The following is a 16,627-nucleotide window of genomic DNA, read 5'->3' on the forward strand; positions in this document are numbered from 1 at the left end:
CAAGGGCTAGACACAGATGTCAGAGTGTAGAGACCGGGCGTTTCTGGACGCGGTAGGTGACGAGGACTGCAAGACGATCCTCGACGCCGTCCGCGCGGAGGCCAAGACCATCCCGGAGCTGTCCGAGGAGTGTGACATCCCGCTGTCGACGGCCTACCGGAAGGTCAACCGCCTCCAGGAGGCGGAGCTCGTCGCGGAGAAAAACCGGCTACCGGAGGACTGCCGGCCCAAGAACGTCTACGAGCTGCGCTTCGACGGCGCGGTGGTGACGATGGGCGAGGAGGGATTCGCCGTCGAGTTCGCCGGCGAGTCGTCCGAACCGACCGCTTTCGACGGAGCCGTCGACCTGTCGCGGTCGGCGGTCGGGAGCGACTGAGCGGAGCGATGGCGCGGTTCAGCGTCGACTGCGAGACGTGCTCGTTCTCCGCCGAGGCGCCCTCGGTCGCGGCGGCGCTGTCCGAGGAACGCGCCCACAGACGCGAGCAGGGCGTCGAGCACCGAGTGACCATCGAACGGCGTTCGCGCGCCCGGGCACGGCCGTCCGCGAGCGGTGGCGTCGACGGACGGCCCGCGAGTGATCGCCCGTGACGTCGACCATCAGCCACGACCGGGACCCGCGACCACCAGACCCCATGACCGACCACTGGTACTGTCTCGACTGCGACCGGCGCATCGATCCGGACGACCCCTCGCGTCACGCCGCCGCGGACCACCGACTGCGGGGCGTCCCTGCGCCGAGTCGACCGACCCCGACGGCCATCCGACGGGTCGACCCCGGCGAGACCGCTATCCGACGGGCTGACGACGGCGAGACCGCTATCCAACGGGCTGACGACGGCGAGACCGCTATCCAGCGGGCCGGCTCCGGTGAAACGGCGATCCGACCGGTCCGAGCGGCCGAGACGCGGCTCGCCCGGCGACCCGACGACTGACGCGTCGCGGTCGCGGTCGCGGGACCGGCGAGGGCGCCGACGCCGCGGCCGACCGCACCGCCGAACCCGAGCGGGCCGCTCACTCACCGGCGTCGTCGGTCGGCGTCGCCAGGAGGTCTGCCTCGTAGGCCGCGATCGCCTGGACCACTTTGTCGGCGTCGTCGTCGGGCACGTCGAACGCCGCGAGCGTCCCCTCTAGGATATCGATCGCCCGCTGGATGTGGCTCTCCGTGAACGGGACGTGGAGGTGGGCCTCTCGGACCGGCGCCGCGTCGTAGGTCTCCGGCCCGCCCGCGGCCTCACAGAGGAAGTCCGTCTGCGTCCGCCGCAGCATCTCCAAGTCCGAATCCTCGAAGAACGGCCCGAGTTCGTCGTCGGCGAGCAGTCGGTCGTAGAACTCGTCGACGACCGCCTCGATCCCCTCGCGCCCGCCGAGCCGGTCGTACAGCGTCGCTCCGGTCATGGGCGGACGACAGCGGCCGAGGGGTTTGAGCCTACCGCTCGTTCCCACGTCGTGGTAACCGCCGCGTCGCCGAGCCCGCTCGGCCAGGGCTCCCCGGACCGTGGCACGGGTACCGGCGCCCAGTCGTCGCTCCCACCGGTTCGGATTCGACGAACGGCGACGGAACGGTCTCAGTCGATGTCGGCGAGCGGACCGAAGTCGTCGACGGGCAACACCGAGTAGTCGACCGTGAGCGTGTCCTTCGTCGCCCGGATCTTGCCGACGAACGTCGAGATGTCCTCGAGCGACCCTTCGAGGATGAACAGCTCCATACAGTGGTGGCCGCCGACGTGGCTGTGGAAGTTCGAGGCGACCAGGTCCTCGTGTTCGTGGCGCAGGTGCATCATCTTCTCCTCGACGGTCGTCGTCTCGTAGTCGAAGACCACAGTGATGACCCCCATCAGCTCGCGGCCCTCCAGTTTCCTGTCCTCGAACTCACCGAGGAGGTTCCGACTGGCCTCCCGCACCACTTCGCTCCGGCCGGTGTAGCCGTGGTCGTCCGCGAACTGGTCGATCCGTTCGAGCAGTTCCTCCGGCATCGAGACGCTTACGACGCTCATATAACAACACAATCGCCTATAATTATTAAATTTTATCACTCGAATCCACCACTCGTGGGAACCGGGTCCGATTTCGCTCGGTCCGGAAGCAAAGATTCTTACTCGCGCCCGGACTGAGTGTAGGTATCGACCCGATAGCCGTCGGGTTTTTCGACGGTTCTCGCGGCGCGTCGCCCGATTCGAAGGAAACGCATGAAAACGACACACGATTCGATCGACGAGATCCACGCGCAGATCGACGAAGAGACACCCGACGACATCGAGATATCGAGCGTCCAGTTCGAGGGGCCGGACCTGGTCATCTACTCGCCCGACGTCGAGACGTTCGCCGAGCGCGACCGGCTCGTGCCGAAGCTGGCGAGCACGTTCAAGAAACGCATCACGGTTCGCCCGACCGCGGACGCGCTCGTCCCCGAGCGCGAAGCCGAGGGGACGATCCGTAACACGATCCCGGACGACGCCGGAGTCCAGTCGCTCGATTTCGACAGTTCGACCGGCGAAGTGCTCGTCGAGGCCGAGAAGCCCGGGATGGTCATCGGCCGCCACGGCGAGACGCTCGAGGAGATCCGGGCGGCGGTCGGCTGGACGCCCGAGGTCGTCCGAACGCCCCCGATCGAGTCCTCGACCGTCTCGAACGTCCGTAACTTCCTCAAACAGGAACGGGACGAGCGACGGACGATCCTCGAGGACGTCGGCCGGAAGATCCACAGTCCGACGACGGCCGACGACGAGTGGGTCCGCATCACGACGCTGGGCTGCTGTCGCGAGGTCGGCCGCGCCTCCTTCCTGCTGTCGACGCCCGAGACGCGAGTCCTGATCGACTGCGGCGACAAGCCCGGCGCCGAAGGGGAGGTCCCGTACCTCCAGGCGCCCGAGGCGCTCGCGGCCGGCCCCGATTCGATCGACGCCGTCGTGCTCACCCACGCCCACCTCGACCACTCGGCGCTCATCCCGATCCTGTTCAAGTACGGCTACGACGGGCCCATCTACTGCACCGAACCGACCCGGGACCTGATGGGCTTGCTGCAACTGGACTACCTCGACGTCGCCTCGAAGGAGGGGCGGACCCCGCCCTACGACAGCGCGATGGTCCGCAAGGCGCTCAAACACACGATCCCCGTCGAGTACGGCAACGTCACGGACATCGCTCCCGACGTGAAGCTGACGATGCACAACGCCGGTCACATCCTCGGATCGGCCGTCTCCCACTTCCACGTCGGCGAGGGGTTCTACAACGTCGCCTTCTCCGGGGACATCCACTACCGCGACACCCGCCTGCTCGACGGCGCCGTCAACGACTTCCCCCGGGTCGAGACCCTGGTGCTGGAGTCGACCTACGGGAGCCGTGACGACTACCAGACCGACCAGGAAGACTCCGAGCGCAAGCTCGAGACGGTGATCAACGAGGCCCACGCGAAAGGCGGGAAGATCCTCATCCCCGCGTTCGCGGTCGGGCGCTCGCAGGAACTCATGCTCGTGCTCGAGGAGGCGATGCGCGAGGACCGGATCCCGACGATGCCGGTGTACCTCGACGGGATGATCCGCGAGGCGACGGCGATCCACGCAGCCTACCCCGACCACCTCCGCGAGCGGCTCCGCGAACGGATCCTCTACGAGGACGACAACCCGTTCCTCGCCGACCAGTTCCGGCAGGTCGACGGCGGCGAGGAGATGCGCCGGGACGTCGCCGACGACGAACCCGCGATCGTCCTGACGACCTCGGGGATGATCACCGGCGGTCCCATCATGTCCTGGCTCCGACTGCTCGGCGGCGACCCCGAGAGCACGCTCGTGTTCGTCGGCTACCAGGCCGAAGGGACGCTGGGCCGTCAGATCCAGCAGGGCCGCGACGAGATCTCGATGAACGACACCGCCGGCCGCGGCGCCGACCGAGTCGCCCTGAACATGGGCGTCGAGACCGTCGACGGCTTCTCCGGCCACGCCGACCGCCAGGGCCTGGAGACGTTCGTCCAGACGATGAACCCTCGCCCCGAACGGGTCCTCTGCGTCCACGGCGACGAGGCCTCGACCGACCACCTCTCCTCGGCGCTCTACGAGGAGTTCGGCATGCGAACCGTCGCCCCGAAGAACCTGGAGACCTTCCGACTGGACTGACGGGGGTAGCCGCCTCGACGTCGAGGAGGGCTCAGCCCACCTCGTCGAATCCCCACTCGTCGGCCCGCTCGGCGGCTTCCGCGCGGGCCTGCTCGCGGATCGCCTCGATCTTCTCGGCGTCGTCGAGGAACGCCTCGACCGCCCCCGGCTGGCGCTCGTCGACGCCGTCCGCGTCGTCAGTCTCGCTCTCGACCCCGCCGGCCGCCGACTCCGTGGCGCCGGCCAGCCGGTCGGGCGGCGCTGCCGCGCGCGTCCGGTCTGCCAGCGCCGGGTCGCCGGCGAGTCGTTCGGCGGCCATCCCGGGCGGGACCCGGAAGGTCGACCGGTCGTGGACGGCTTCGAGGTCGGCCGGAGCCAGGGCGAACAGTCGGATGCGGTACGGTCCCTCGGCGGCCAGATCCGCGAGCGCCGGCGGTCCGGCGCGGTCGGTCCCGGTGTGGTAGGCGACGACCGGGACGCCGCCGCGGAAGGTGACGACGCCGCGACCGCTGGCTTCGAGCAGGAGCGCGTCCTGCGGTTCGAAGACCGCGTAACCCGTGAGTTCGCGGTCGAGCGCGTCGACGAGGACGGTCCGTGGGTCTTCGACGACCCGCGACCGGACGAGTCGCCCCTCGGGCAGCTTCATGGTGACTCGGGGAGGACCGCGCTGCGGAACCGGTCCGCGACCGCTCCCGAATCACGGTCGCGGATCGAAAGCGTCGCCGCGGCCTCGCGGTAGGCGCGGGCGGCCTCGGCGTCGGGCGCGTGGGCGAGCAGCGGCCGGCCGCTCCGGCGGGCCGCTCGCACCCGGTCGCTGGCCGGCACCGTCGCCAGCGTCGGCCCTTCGAAGTACCGCTCGGCCTTCGGTGCGATGCGCTCGATCGCGTCAGCGTCCCGTACCTTGTTGAAGAGGATCCCGGCCGTGTCGGTCCCGTAGGAGGTGGCGTACTCCTGGACCTTCAGCCCGTCCGACAGCGCGGGGATCGTCGGTTCGAGGACGACCACGACCCGGTCGGCCAGCACGACCGGGAGGACCGCGGCACGAGAGGAGAGCGTGGCCGCCGAGTCGAGCAGGAGTACGTCCGTGTCGGCGGCCAGCGTCGCGACCACCTCGCGCAGACGCGCGGGGTCGGCCGCCTCGAAGTCGGCGAGGTTCGTCCCGCAGGGCACCACGTCCATACCGTGGCGCTCGTAGACGGCCGCGTCGACCGGCGCGCCGCCCGCGACGAGCACGTCGTGCAGCGTCGTCTCCACCTCCGCCAGGCCGGTGTGAAAGAGCAGGTTCGCCATCCCCATGTCGGCGTCGACGACCGTCACGTCGTGCTCCTCGGCCAGGGCCATCCCCAGCGCGAGCGTGCTCGTGGTCTTTCCGGTCCCCCCTTTCCCGCTGGCGACCGCGAACGCCTCGACCATCACATCGGGGTGGTTCCCCCTGGCTTAAAAACGTTCGTGTGAACGACAGGTAGACGACCGTGTGGCGCATCGGCGCGGACGGTGACCACGCCGCCCTCACCAGGGACTTCGGTGACGGGAGAGACGCCGAGGGGTGGGAGGCCTCTCGCGAGTACGGCTCGTCGGATACCGACAGCGTCGAGCTGACCGCGACCGACGACACGAATCGGACGGCGGCCGAGACGGTCGATATCAGCGCAGAGTGGCGCTTGGCGAGAGGGCGTCGCGAGCACTGCCGTCTCGGCCGACCCCGCAGTGGTCGAACTCGTCACAGAGCCACTGGGTGACGGCCGTCGCGACCCGACGGTGGGCGTCGTCGGTCCCGATCCGCGCGGATCTGTCGCCGCGCTGGCCGCCGTAGGACCCCGCCTGGGAGTGGTTCATCCCTTCGATGCGTTCGACCGTCGCGTCGGCGGGCAGGTTCGCGCGGCTGTCGGCGAACTGCTCGCGATCGAGTACCGAATCGCGCGTCCCGACGACCGTCAGCGCGGGCAGACCACGGACGGGCTGGTCGCAGTAGGCACCGACGAGCAACAGGCCGTCGACGGCGTCGGGATGGCTCCCGGCGTACCGACACGCCATCGCACCACCCAGCGAGTGCCCGCCGACGACCCACCGCGAGACGTTCCCTTCGCCCGCGAGGACCGCGTCGGCCCGACCGATCGAGAACACCGCGAGATTCGCCCGCATCTTCGGAACGACGACGGTGACGTTCGCGCGTTCGGCGAGTCGAGCCGCCGTCGGGAGATACGCGTCGGGCGCGACCCGCCCGCCGGGGTAAAACACCACGCCGAGGCGTTCGACCTCGGGGTCGGCGTCCGAGACGACGAACCCGCCGTAGTCCTCGGTCACGGTCACGTTCTCGTTCGCCCGGACCGACTCCCGAACCTCCTCGGGAGCGTGGTGCGCGAAGACCCCGAAATACGCGTAGAACGCCAGTCCGCCCGCGAGCGCGAGGACGGCGACGGCCGCGGCGATTCGGAGCGCGATCGCTCGGGCCGACCGAGCGCCGATCCACGCGCGGGCGTCCTCGACGGAGGGGAGCGACATAGGCGACCCACGGCCGCCGGCCCAGTCAGTCTACCGGAGCGAGCCGCCGTCGAGCGCACGCAGACCGAGGCCATCGACCAGCGCCTCCCTCCCCAGGCCCGCGACCAGGTCGGCCGCCCGGTCGTACGGTGATATCCCCGTCGAGTCGGTCCTCGCTCGTTCGACACCTGCGTGGGAAAAGACGCCGGTCACGAACGCGTCCCGAGCGGCCTCGTTTTCGAACAGTCCGTGCAGATACGTCCCCAGCACCCGATCGGTCGCCGCGCCGGCCCCGGCGTCGGGGAACGGTCGTTCGACAGTGGCGGGTTCGCTGCCCCCGAGCGGACGCGTCTCGCCCATGTGGATCTCGTAGCCCGAGACCGCACCCGCGGCGCCCGCGAGCGGTCCGACGCCGTCGATCCGCCGCGTCGTCCGTTCGACCCGTTTGTCCGGCGAGAAGCGCGTCTCGACCGGTATCAGCCCGATACCTTCGAGGGTATCGACGTCGTCGGTGCTCTCGATCCCCGCGTTCGTGATCCGCTCGCCGAGCAGCTGGTAGCCGCCACAGAGGCCGACGACCGGGCCGTCGAACGCGCGGAGTCGCTCGGGGAAGCCCGCCGCCCGGAGCGCCCGCAGGTCGTCGACCGTGTTCTTCGTCCCCGGGACGACCACCGCGTCGGCGCCGCGGCCGGTACCCGCGTCGAGCGCGCCAGGGTCGTCCAGGTCGGCATCGAGGGGCAGGTAGACGACGCGGACGCCCGGTTCGGAGACGAGCGGCTCGAGATCGGTGAAATTGGAGATCCGCGGGAGTCGCGGGACCGCGACAGTGACCGCCCGGTCGTCGGGGACGCCGTCGTCGTGGCCCCGCACCGCCCGCTCACTCTCGGCGGGGAGGTCGACGCTGTCCTCGGCGGGCAGGCCGGGATCGTCGTGGGGGATCACGCCCAAAACGGGGACGCCCGTTCGCTCTTCGACCTCCTCGATGGCGGGGTCGAGCAGCGACGCGTCGCCGCGGAACTTCGTGAGGACCGCGCCCGCGACCCGCTCGCCCACGTCGTCGGGGAGCAGTTCGACCGTCCCCACGAGGCTGGCGAACGCGCCCCCGCGTTCGATGTCGACCGTCAGGAGGATCTCGGCGTCGGCGAAGCGCGCCGTCTCGATGTTCGCCAGGTCGCGGTCGCGTAGGTTCGGCTCGGCGATCGACCCCGCCCCTTCGGCGACGACCACCTCGTGGTCGGCCACGAGTCGCTCGTGGGCGCGGCGGGCGGTCTCGCGGGCGCGCTCCCAGTGGTCCTCGTAGTACTCGCCGGCCTCGTAGTGGGCGACCGCTTCCCCGTCGAGGACGAGCTGTGACTCGCCGTCGCCCCGTGGCTTGAGCAGGACGGGGTTGTGGTCCGTCGTCGCCGGGACGCGTGCCGCCCGCGCCTGGACGTACTGCGAGACGCCGATCTCGCCGAACGCGGTATCGGACTCGTCGTCCGTGACGGCCGCCGCCCTCGGCACCGCGCGGGCGTTGTTGCTCATGTTCTGGGCCTTGAACGGGGCGACGTCGACGCCCCGATCCGCGAGGAGCCGACACAGCCCGGCGGCGACGGTACTCTTGCCCACGTGGCTGGCCGTTCCGGCGATCAGGATCGTCCGTGCCATCCGGGGTCGCTCGTCGGTTCGGCGCCGAGCGGTAAATACTGGCCGGGCTCGACCGATCGGTTCGACGGGTACCGCCACGCCGGGCATCGTGGCCGCGACAGACGGACACTCGGTACGGACAAGACACTTCCCGGCCCGAGTTGCAGAACGGATCGTGAACCGGCGCAGACTATTGGGGCTCCTCGGGGCATCCGCGCTCGCTACGCCGGGCTGTCTCGGTTCCGGGATGCCCGACGATGCGGTGGTGAGAGCCGAACCCGCGTCCCGGCCCCAGGATGACACGGCGGTTCGGTACGAGGCGCTCCCGGAGAGCGAACAGGAGATCGTACAGACCGCTATCGAGGAGGGGTTGTATCACGCCTGTCCCGAGCTTCCGGACGCGATCCACTCGTTCGCCGACCGATTCGGAGAGTCAGCGTATCTTCGGTATCGGGACACGACCTACGCGCTGTGGATCCGGATCACCGATATGGTATTCGCGACGAGTGCATCCCCTCCCGAGAAGGATCCGTCCTGTGGCTTTCTCTGACGCTGCCAGGCGTCCGCTCCCGCTCGACGCACGGTAGATCGAACGGTCGAATCACTGAAGTGACGACGCCGTCCATCCGAGTGCAGACATCGACGCCATGTCCGACGACCACTACGACGCCCTCGCCGACGACTGGCACGACTACGCCGAGGCGCCGTGGCGCGCCCAGATACTCTGGCCCACCATCGACGAACTGCTGCCCAACCTCGACGGCCGTCGCGTGCTCGACGCGGGCTGTGGCGACGGCACCCACGCGGCCGCGCTCGCCGACCGCGGCGCCGACGTGGTCGGCGTCGACGCGAGCGACGGAATGATCGACACTGCGCGCGAGCGCTACGGCGACCGCGACCGCGTCGAGTTTCACCGCGCCGACCTCGCCGAGGGCCTCGACTCCCTCGCCGACGACGACTTCGACCTCGTCCTCTGCCAGCACGTGCTCTCGCACGTCCCCGACCTCGAAGCGGTCGCCGCGGCGTTCGCCCGCCTCGTCCGCCCCGGCGGCTCGGTCGTCCTGTCGACCCACCACCCGTTCCACGAGTACCTCGTCGTCCGTGAGGAGTCCTACCCCGACACCCGAGCCATCGACGGCCTCGACGCTCGCCCGGCCGTCGATGCCGACGCCGACTCGCATCCACCGACGTACGCCGACACCGAGCGCTACGATCTCTACTGGGGCGGTGAGGTGCCCGAGAACGCGTCGGACGGACACGGCGGAGCGGATCCCACCACCTTCCACCGACGGCCGCTCGACGACCTCACCGGCCCGCTGTTCGACGCCGGCTTCGCGCTCAGCGGCCTGCGCGAGCCCGACCTGACCGAGCGGCTGGACGACGAACTGGCCGAAGCGGTGTCGACACTGCTCGACCGACCGCCGCGGTCGCTCTGTCTCCGGGCCGAACTGTCCGAGTAGTCTCCCGTTCGCCCTCGACCCGCTCGCGGTCGCTCAGGCGACTGCACGAGCGCGAGCGCGCCTCGCCCGTTCAGTCCACCAGGAGAGCAAGCTCTCCTGAGCCCTCGTTCGCTCCGCTCACGAGGACGTCAGGACCGCGACCGTCCCGCACAGCACCACAGACGCCCTCACACCTCCCCAGCCGCTTGCGCTTCTCGCAAGCTGCAATGCTCATCCCTCGCGCGACGCTGTCGCGCCACGAGAGTCGCGACAGCGCGCGCCGACCGCTACCGCACCCGCACCCGCACCGCACCCGCACCGCACCCGCACCGTACCCACACCGCTACCGCACCCGCACCGTACCCACACCGCTACCGCACCTGCACCGCACGGTACAGCCACCGCGAACGCACACAGTCCGTCGGTCGGTCACGACCCTCCCCGGCCGGTTCGGCGGTCCCGGACGCCCATTTCGACCGATCAAATAAGGGTGAGACGCGTGAAAGGGCCGGTATGGTCCCTGAACGTCCCCCAGACGGCCCTGCGATCGAGACGAACGAGTTGACGAAACGGTTCGGCGACGTGCTCGCGGTCGACGGCCTCGACCTGTCGATCGAGCAGGGCGAGGTGTACGGCTTCCTCGGGCCGAACGGCTCCGGGAAGACGACGACGATGCGGATGCTGACGACGCTCACCCGACCCACGAGCGGGTCGGCCCGCGTGATGGGCGTCGACGTGACCGACCGGCGAGAGCTGATCTCCGTCGTGGGCTACCTCCCCGAGGAGCCGCCGCTGTTCGACGAGCTGACCGCCCGCGAGCAGCTACGTCACGTCGCCGCCCTCCACGACCTGCCCCGCGAGCGAGCCCGCGACCGCATCGACCGCTACCTCGACCGCTTCTCGCTGGCCGAGGAAGCCGACCGCCGGCTCGAAGGTTTCTCGACGGGGATGCGAAAGAAAGTCGGCCTGATCGCGACGGTACTGCACGAACCGCCCGTGCTCTTTCTCGACGAGCCGACTAACGGGCTGGACCCGCGAGCCGCCCGCACCGTCAAGGACCTCATCGCCGAGCTTTCGGGCGGGGAGACGACCGTCTTCCTCTCGACGCACATCTTGCCGGTGGTCGACGAGCTCTCCGACAGGGTCGGGGTGCTCCATCACGGTGACCTGGTCGCCGAGGGTGCGCCCGACGGGCTCAAACAGCGCGCCGAGCGCGGCCAAGCCGGGTCGCTGGAGGACGTGTTCCTCGAAGTGACGACCGACCATAGCGAAGGGGCGACCGCCCCGGAAGCGAGCACGACGACGCCGGACTCCCAGCCATGAACGTCGCCCACAGCCTCCGACTGACTCGTATCGACGTGCGCCGGATGGTCCGCAAGCGTACCGCGCCGGACAGCAGGGTGGCCTCGGTCGTCTCTATCGGGCTGTTCGCCCTGCTGACGCTCGGGCTCACCGCCGGCGGCGTCTACGGCGGCCGCGCACTCGGACGAGCGCTCGCCTCGGGGTCGTTGGACCTCTCGGGCGAGGGCGCGCTGACCGCGGCCCGCGGCGTCTTCGGCGTCGTGTGGGTGATCGCCGTCGTCATCTTCGGCGTCCGCGTGGTCGGCCAGCGCGGCACGCTCACCAACGCCGAAGGCGTCCTGACGGTCGTCCCCACGGCCGAGGCGTACCTCGGCCTCGTCGCCAGCGAGTTCGTCTACCTGCTGGCCTGGACGCTGTTGCCCGCCGCCGGCGCAGGTGCAGGACTCGCACTCGGGGCCGAGACGCTCTGGCCGGCGGCCGGCGTCCCGCTCGCGCTGGCCGTCGCCGGTGCGACGGCCGTCGCGACCGCCTGCGCGCTCGGCCTCGGACTCCGCCACGTCGTCACCCGCTTCCCGTTCGTCGCCGAGCACAAGACCGGGCTGATCGCGCTCGTCTTCGTCGCTTACATGGCGTCGATCGTCAGCGGGTCGCTCAACCGCGTCGTCGGGAGCCTCTTCGAACCGATGGCCGCCTCGCCGGTCGGCTGGTACGCCGACCTGGGCCTGCTCGGCCTGCCCGGCCTCGGCTTCGACGCCACGCGGGCGGCCGCCGTCGTCGCCGCCTCGGTCGTCTTCGTCGCCGCGGCCCTCGCCGCCGGCAGTCGGATCGCCGACCGTCACTGGTTCGCCGACCCCGCGCTGGCCGGCGAGACCGACGACGAACCCGCGCCCGCGGCGACCGGCACCGACGTCCCGACCGACGGCGACGCCGCGACCGACGCCGCAGGAGAGGACTGGCTGACCCGCCGCGTCGAGACCGTCGTCGATCGACCGACTGCGGCGCTGGTCGTCCTCTCGTGGCGTCGCGCCGCCCGCGCGCCGCTCAAGCTGATGTACGCGGCCTACCCCCTCTTCTTCGGGACGGGCGCGTTCGTCGAGATCATCCAGACCGGGGAGATCCCGGTGTATCTGCCCTACGCCCTGCTCGTGTTCGTCGCCTGGGCCGGCGGCGTCGTCTTCACGCTCAACCCGCTGGGCGACCAGGGGTCGGTGCTCGGCCCAACGCTGCTCTCGAAGGTGACCGGCCGCACGTTCGTCCTCGCCCACGTCCTCGCGGGACTGGTCGTCGTCGTCCCGGTCGGAACCGCGCTCGTCGCCGTCACCGCCGTCTTGAGTCCGGTCGGGACCGGGAAGACGGCGATCCTCGTCGGCCTCTCGCCGGTCGCGATGGTCGTCGCCGCCGGCCTGTCGGTCGGCATCGGGACCGCCTTCCCCCGCTTCGAGGCGACGAATATCACCCGCTCGATGGAGACCGTGGTCCCGAGCCCTTGGGCGTTCGCGCTCTTCAGCGCACACGTCGTTCTGACGGCCGTCGCCGCCGTCTTCGTCGGTCTCGAGGGCGCCCGAACGCTCGGCGCGACGCTGATCGGCGGGCTCGCCTCGTTCGCCCTCTCGACACAGGTGTCGCTGGCGCCGAGCACGCTCTACACCGTCAGCGCGGTGGCGCTCGTGGTGCTGTTGCTCCTGCCCGCCCTGTCCTATCGGTACGCCGTTCGCACGTTCGACCGGTACGAACTCGCGTGAGCGGCGCCGGCGGACCGGCGACTCGCCGACGGGGCCCCCGCGCCGACCGAGTCAGTACTCGGTTCCCTTGCGCGCGCTGTGCCCCGACTCGAGCGGGTGGGCTTCCTTGCGAACGTTCGTCACCAGGTCCGCGACCGCCGTGACGAACTCGGGGCGCTCGTGGCCGCCGGTCAGGACGAGTTCCAGATCCTCGGGCTTGGACTCGACCAGGTCCCGCACGTCGTCGGGGTCGACGAGCCCGCGGTTGCCCGCGTAGCAGATCTCGTCGAGGATCAGCATGTGGACGCCGTCGTCGGCGGGGGCCTCGAGCGGCAGAGGCGAGGACAGGTCGGCCTCCCCGGCGGCGTCGACGAGGTCTCGCGCCCGCTCGAAGCCGCCTCTCGCGCGGGCGGCGTGTTCGTCGTCGTCGGTGCCGTCGTGGAAGCGGTGCCAGCCGTAGTGGCCGCTGTTCTCGTAGGAGTAGCCCGGTAGCGCCGCGATGGCGTTGTACTCGCCGCGCACGTCCTCGACGCTGGCGGTCCCGCCCTTCATGAACTGGAGCACGTGGACGCGATAGCCGTGGCCGGCCGCGCGCATCCCCATCCCCAGCGCCGCGGTCGTCTTTCCCTTCCCGTCGCCCCACCAGACCTGCGTCAGTCCGAACTCCTCGGGCGCCGCCGGCTCGATAGGTCGCGGTTCCAGCGGGTCGGCGCTGTCGGTACCGTCGTCGCCCGCCGCTGCGCTCGCGTCGTCGGTCTCGTCGGTCATACTCGCGGCGACGGCTCCCGGGTCTGTAGCTGTGTCGACACGCTCGCCGCGACGCCGTCGCCGACCGCGAGCCGACGCCGAAGACGCCGCTCGGTCACTCGTCGAGTCGCGAGACGGTCGCGTGGCCGCTCGAACGGACGCCGTACTCGGCCGCCGTGACGGAGGCCGGAACGTCGTCGGCACTCTCGCCGTCGTACCGCGCCGCGAGACTCGCTCGGACCGCGTCGCGCACGCAGACCCGCGCGGCTCGCCCCACCGGCGTCGCGCTCCCGGCGAACGCCGCGGGCTCGCCCGACGGGTCCGACCCGACTACCACTGCGTCCGAGGTCGTCCCGGTGAAGCTCGTCTTCGCGAGCATCGTCGCTGTCTTCGCCTCGACGACCGTCGCCAGCAGCGTCGCGAGCGCGCCGTCGGAGAGCGCCCGCGTCGTCCCGACGACGAGGTTGACCGTCCCCGGCCGCGGCGGGTCGTCTTCGGCCGAGCCCGTCGCGGAGTCCGCCGTCCCCGCCGCCACGCCCTCCGACTCGGTCGCGGCTTCGACGCCGTCGCCCATCGGTAGCGCCGCCGGGTTCGAGACACCCGCGGTCGCGACCGCCTCGACGCCGTCCAGCCGAGCGCGCCGCGCGTGTCGCAGGTCGACGCCCGTCAACATCGCCGGACCGGCGTCGAGAAATCCCGCCTTCTCCCGCCGTTCGGCGACGTAGGCGGAGAGATCCGTCCGGTCGAACCCCTCGGGGACCGTGCAGTTGTACGCGGCGTCGGCAGTCTCGTATCCGCCCGAAAACCCCGTCGAGAGCCAGCGGGTATCCGGCCGGCACACGCGCAGCACGTCCGCCGATATCTCACTCTCGAACATCGAGCGCCCCCAGCAGCCGGTCGTGCTCGGCGGGTGCCCGGACCGCGACGCGGACGTGCGTGTCGAGCCCCGAGAACGAGCGGGCGTCCCGGAGTTCGATATCCGCCGCTCGCGCCCGTGCGAGCAGCTCCTCGACGCCCGCTTCGCTCCCGCAATCGAGCAGGAGGAACGGCGCACTCTCGTCCGCCATCGGTGGGTCGGGCCGATACACCGAAAAGCGCGGATCGGCGTCGAAGGCCCGACGGAGGCGCTCGCGCTCGCTCGTCACGCGGTCGCGCGTCTCCGCGACGAAGCCCGGGCTGTCCATGCAGTGGGCGCCCACCGCGGCCGCGGGCCACCCCAGCCCCCAGGTGATCGCCGCCGTCCGGACCCGCTCGCCCAGCTCGCCCGTCGCGACGGCGAACCCCGCACGCAACCCCGGCAGCCCGAACAGCTTCGTCAGCGACCGCGCGACGACCACCTCCGGTTCGCCGGCCAGCGACGGCCGGTCCGTGAATCCCAGAAACGCCTCGTCGACGAGCAGCGGCGTCTCCGCCGCGCGACAGCGCTCGGCGAACTCGGCCAGCGCCGCCGGCTCGTAGGCGTCACCGGTCGGGTTGTTCGGGTTGCAGAGGATCGCGAGCGCGAACTCGCCCGGGTCGCGGTCGAGCACGGCGTCGTGGGCGACCGCCACGGGCTCGCCGCCCTGTAGCTCGACCTCGCGTTCGTACTCGCCGAAGCTCGGCGCGGGCACGAGCGCCCGGTCGCCCGGGTCGACGGTCACCGCGACGGCCAGCCGGATAGCCGCCAGTCCGCCCGGCGTCGGGATCACCGCGTCGGCGTCGCAGTCCACGTAGCGAGCCGCGGCGTGACGATACTCGGGGTAGTCCTCGGGGGGGTAGGTCCGCGAGTCGTCGAGCGCGTCCGCGTAGGTCTCGGCGACGCCGTCGGGCACCGCCGGGTTGACGTTCGCGCTGAAATCGAGCACGTCGGGGTCGTCGCTGCTGCCGTGGACCACTCCTGACCCCGCGAGCCGCGCGACCGCCTCGTTGTCCATACCGAGGGGTCGGCCAGCGGCGACAAGAAGCTCCCGCTCCGGCCGCGGCCGACGCGACAGACCGCTTTCACAGGCCCTCGCGACCCCCGCGAGGGCCCCTCGGGTCGCTCCGTCGTCCCGTCACTCCCAGATGTAGCCGAACGCCTCGGAACCGCGCTCGACGTACCGGTTCTCCAGCACCTCGCTGACGGTCCGACCGAGTTCGTCCAGCGCCTCCTCGATGTCCGCGCGGTCGCTCCGCGCCAGCCGGTCGCCCCACGGCTCGGGGAGGTCGTCGGCGAGTTCCGGCGCACGATACCCCACGTCGCCGGCGGCTTCGTTCCAGTAGAAATCGAGGGCGTCGACGAGCCCCAGCGCGCGGGCCGCCTCGAACTGGTCGGCGTCCAGGTAGGTGTGGTCGGTCCACTCGACGAAGCCGTCCTCCCAGGCGCCCTCGGCGAGGAACTCCGCGAGCGCGTCGCGGCGCCCGTCCTCGCCCGTTCGGTCGGCAACCGCTTCGACGGCGTCGTAGTCGCCCGGGAACTCGGGGTCGTCGAGCGTCGGCGGGTCGGGTACCTCGGCGTCGAGTGACATACCGAGATTTCGACCGGGAGGGCAATGAGGATTGTCCACGCGACCGTGGTGACAAGACACTTACTCGATCCGGTCGTCACCGTCGCCATGACCTCCAGACGGTCGGTGCTCGCCGCGGCGTCGCTCGGACTCGCCGTGACGGCCGGCGGCTGTCTCACCTCGTCCGACGCCGACGACGGACCGACGGAGACGCGAGAACGACCGCGCAGCGACACCGCTACGGCGGCCGACCCGGTCGCGGCGCCCACCGACGATACCGACACGGCGACCGGCTCGCGTGCGCCGACCTCCGACGACGTCGCGGCCCTGGCCGAGGAGTGCGTGACCGACGAGTTCGCCGGGTACACGGGCACCACACCGCAGCCGACACCCGAGCGACCGGCCGACCCGACCCCGGAGTCGGCGGTCGCCTACGCCCGGGCGTACGAGCGGTACTACCTCGCGTATCAGGCGCTGTACGACATCGGTCCACGGACGCCGGACGGGCTGACCGGGGTCCCCGCACACGACTTCCCCGAGGTGACGCTGGCCGAGGCGACGGCCGAACCGCTCGACGGAGGCGACGGCTGGGCGGTCGTCAGGCTGGCGTACGACCGCGTCTTCGAGGAAGGCTCGCGCGGGCCCTACACGGTGACGTACTACGTCTCGACCGAGGCCACGGTTCGAGCGGAGACGGCGGGCCGCGTGTCGCCCGGTCCCGACCCCGTCGCGGACGGGCGAATCCAGCAGTGCTGATG

Annotated in this window: 19 protein-coding genes; 9 read left to right on the forward strand and 10 right to left on the reverse strand. The window is 70.9% G+C overall.

Features of this window, described 5'->3' with window-relative positions; genetic code table 11:
• Positions 1–16: 16 nt before the first annotated feature.
• From I7X12_RS06130 to I7X12_RS06140, 3 genes are read left to right on the forward strand one after another with little or no spacing between them, the layout of a single operon-like run.
• Entirely contained in the window at positions 17–376 is a 360-nt protein-coding gene (locus I7X12_RS06130; RefSeq protein ID WP_198062973.1) for a winged helix-turn-helix domain-containing protein, read from the forward strand.
• A gap of 8 nt (positions 377–384) precedes the next feature.
• Positions 385–588, forward strand: a complete 204-nt coding sequence (locus I7X12_RS06135) for a hypothetical protein (protein ID WP_198062974.1) — start codon at positions 385–387, stop codon at positions 586–588.
• Positions 589–632: 44 nt separating this feature from the next.
• Positions 633–932 (forward strand): hypothetical protein, encoded by a 300-nt coding sequence (locus I7X12_RS06140; protein ID WP_198062975.1) that lies wholly within the window; start codon positions 633–635, stop codon positions 930–932.
• Between the two features lie 79 nt (positions 933–1,011).
• Here the strand turns inward: I7X12_RS06140 and I7X12_RS06145 are convergent, their stop codons facing one another.
• Both I7X12_RS06145 and nikR read right to left on the reverse strand, forming a co-directional pair.
• Positions 1,012–1,395, reverse strand: a complete 384-nt coding sequence (locus I7X12_RS06145; RefSeq protein WP_198062976.1) for a group I truncated hemoglobin — start codon at positions 1,393–1,395, stop codon at positions 1,012–1,014.
• Between the two features lie 170 nt (positions 1,396–1,565).
• A complete protein-coding gene (gene nikR, locus I7X12_RS06150) occupies positions 1,566–1,994 on the reverse strand; it encodes a nickel-responsive transcriptional regulator NikR (RefSeq protein WP_198062977.1) in 429 nt (142 codons plus the stop codon).
• A 192-nt stretch (positions 1,995–2,186) separates the two neighbouring features.
• On the opposite strand from nikR, the gene I7X12_RS06155 reads away from it, so the two are divergent.
• Entirely contained in the window at positions 2,187–4,109 is a 1,923-nt protein-coding gene (locus I7X12_RS06155; protein WP_198062978.1) for a beta-CASP ribonuclease aCPSF1, read from the forward strand.
• A gap of 31 nt (positions 4,110–4,140) precedes the next feature.
• Here the strand turns inward: I7X12_RS06155 and I7X12_RS06160 are convergent, their stop codons facing one another.
• From I7X12_RS06160 to I7X12_RS06175, 4 genes are all read right to left on the reverse strand, one after another.
• A complete protein-coding gene (locus I7X12_RS06160; protein ID WP_198062979.1) occupies positions 4,141–4,734 on the reverse strand; it encodes a hypothetical protein in 594 nt (197 codons plus the stop codon).
• Positions 4,731–5,501, reverse strand: a complete 771-nt coding sequence (locus I7X12_RS06165) for a nucleotide-binding protein (protein ID WP_198062980.1) — start codon at positions 5,499–5,501, stop codon at positions 4,731–4,733. Before I7X12_RS06165 ends, I7X12_RS06160 begins: the two co-directional genes overlap by 4 nt.
• 231 nt (positions 5,502–5,732) lie before the next feature.
• Positions 5,733–6,590 carry an alpha/beta fold hydrolase gene (locus tag I7X12_RS06170; RefSeq protein ID WP_198062981.1) on the reverse strand — a complete coding sequence of 286 codons (858 nt, stop codon included), beginning with the start codon at positions 6,588–6,590 and terminating at the stop codon, positions 5,733–5,735.
• Positions 6,591–6,620: 30 nt separating this feature from the next.
• Positions 6,621–8,216, reverse strand: coding sequence for a cobyric acid synthase (locus I7X12_RS06175; RefSeq protein ID WP_198062982.1), 1,596 nt, complete (start codon positions 8,214–8,216; stop codon positions 6,621–6,623).
• Positions 8,217–8,370: 154 nt separating this feature from the next.
• On the opposite strand from I7X12_RS06175, the gene I7X12_RS06180 reads away from it, so the two are divergent.
• The 4 genes from I7X12_RS06180 to I7X12_RS06195 all read left to right on the forward strand — a co-directional run bounded on the left by I7X12_RS06180 (position 8,371) and on the right by I7X12_RS06195 (position 12,678).
• The gene (locus I7X12_RS06180; RefSeq protein WP_198062983.1) at positions 8,371–8,745 is read left to right on the forward strand and encodes a hypothetical protein; all 375 of its coding nucleotides are present in this window, start codon (positions 8,371–8,373) and stop codon (positions 8,743–8,745) included.
• 97 nt (positions 8,746–8,842) lie between these two features.
• The gene (locus I7X12_RS06185; RefSeq protein WP_198062984.1) at positions 8,843–9,655 is read left to right on the forward strand and encodes a class I SAM-dependent methyltransferase; all 813 of its coding nucleotides are present in this window, start codon (positions 8,843–8,845) and stop codon (positions 9,653–9,655) included.
• A 492-nt stretch (positions 9,656–10,147) separates the two neighbouring features.
• Positions 10,148–10,957, forward strand: coding sequence for an ABC transporter ATP-binding protein (locus tag I7X12_RS06190; protein ID WP_198062985.1), 810 nt, complete (start codon positions 10,148–10,150; stop codon positions 10,955–10,957).
• Entirely contained in the window at positions 10,954–12,678 is a 1,725-nt protein-coding gene (locus I7X12_RS06195) for a hypothetical protein (RefSeq protein WP_198062986.1), read from the forward strand. Before I7X12_RS06190 ends, I7X12_RS06195 begins: the two co-directional genes overlap by 4 nt.
• A gap of 51 nt (positions 12,679–12,729) precedes the next feature.
• Here I7X12_RS06195 and I7X12_RS06200 read toward each other — a convergent pair whose 3' ends face one another.
• The 4 genes from I7X12_RS06200 to I7X12_RS06215 all read right to left on the reverse strand — a co-directional run bounded on the left by I7X12_RS06200 (position 12,730) and on the right by I7X12_RS06215 (position 15,890).
• Positions 12,730–13,425 carry a cob(I)yrinic acid a,c-diamide adenosyltransferase gene (locus tag I7X12_RS06200; RefSeq protein WP_232343073.1) on the reverse strand — a complete coding sequence of 232 codons (696 nt, stop codon included), beginning with the start codon at positions 13,423–13,425 and terminating at the stop codon, positions 12,730–12,732.
• A 94-nt stretch (positions 13,426–13,519) separates the two neighbouring features.
• Entirely contained in the window at positions 13,520–14,281 is a 762-nt protein-coding gene (locus tag I7X12_RS06205) for an adenosylcobinamide amidohydrolase (protein ID WP_198062987.1), read from the reverse strand.
• Entirely contained in the window at positions 14,268–15,317 is a 1,050-nt protein-coding gene (locus tag I7X12_RS06210; RefSeq protein ID WP_198062988.1) for an aminotransferase class I/II-fold pyridoxal phosphate-dependent enzyme, read from the reverse strand. The genes I7X12_RS06205 and I7X12_RS06210 overlap by 14 nt, the downstream gene beginning before the upstream one ends.
• A gap of 120 nt (positions 15,318–15,437) precedes the next feature.
• Positions 15,438–15,890, reverse strand: coding sequence for a hypothetical protein (locus I7X12_RS06215; protein ID WP_198062989.1), 453 nt, complete (start codon positions 15,888–15,890; stop codon positions 15,438–15,440).
• Between the two features lie 87 nt (positions 15,891–15,977).
• Between I7X12_RS06215 and I7X12_RS06220 the strand changes: the two genes are divergently transcribed.
• Complete coding sequence (locus I7X12_RS06220; RefSeq protein WP_198062990.1) at positions 15,978–16,625, forward strand: hypothetical protein; 648 nt, start codon at positions 15,978–15,980, stop codon at positions 16,623–16,625.
• Positions 16,626–16,627 lie beyond the last annotated feature (2 nt).

Source organism: Halosimplex litoreum, from assembly GCF_016065055.1.
Taxonomy (GTDB): Archaea; Halobacteriota; Halobacteria; order Halobacteriales; family Haloarculaceae; genus Halosimplex; species Halosimplex litoreum.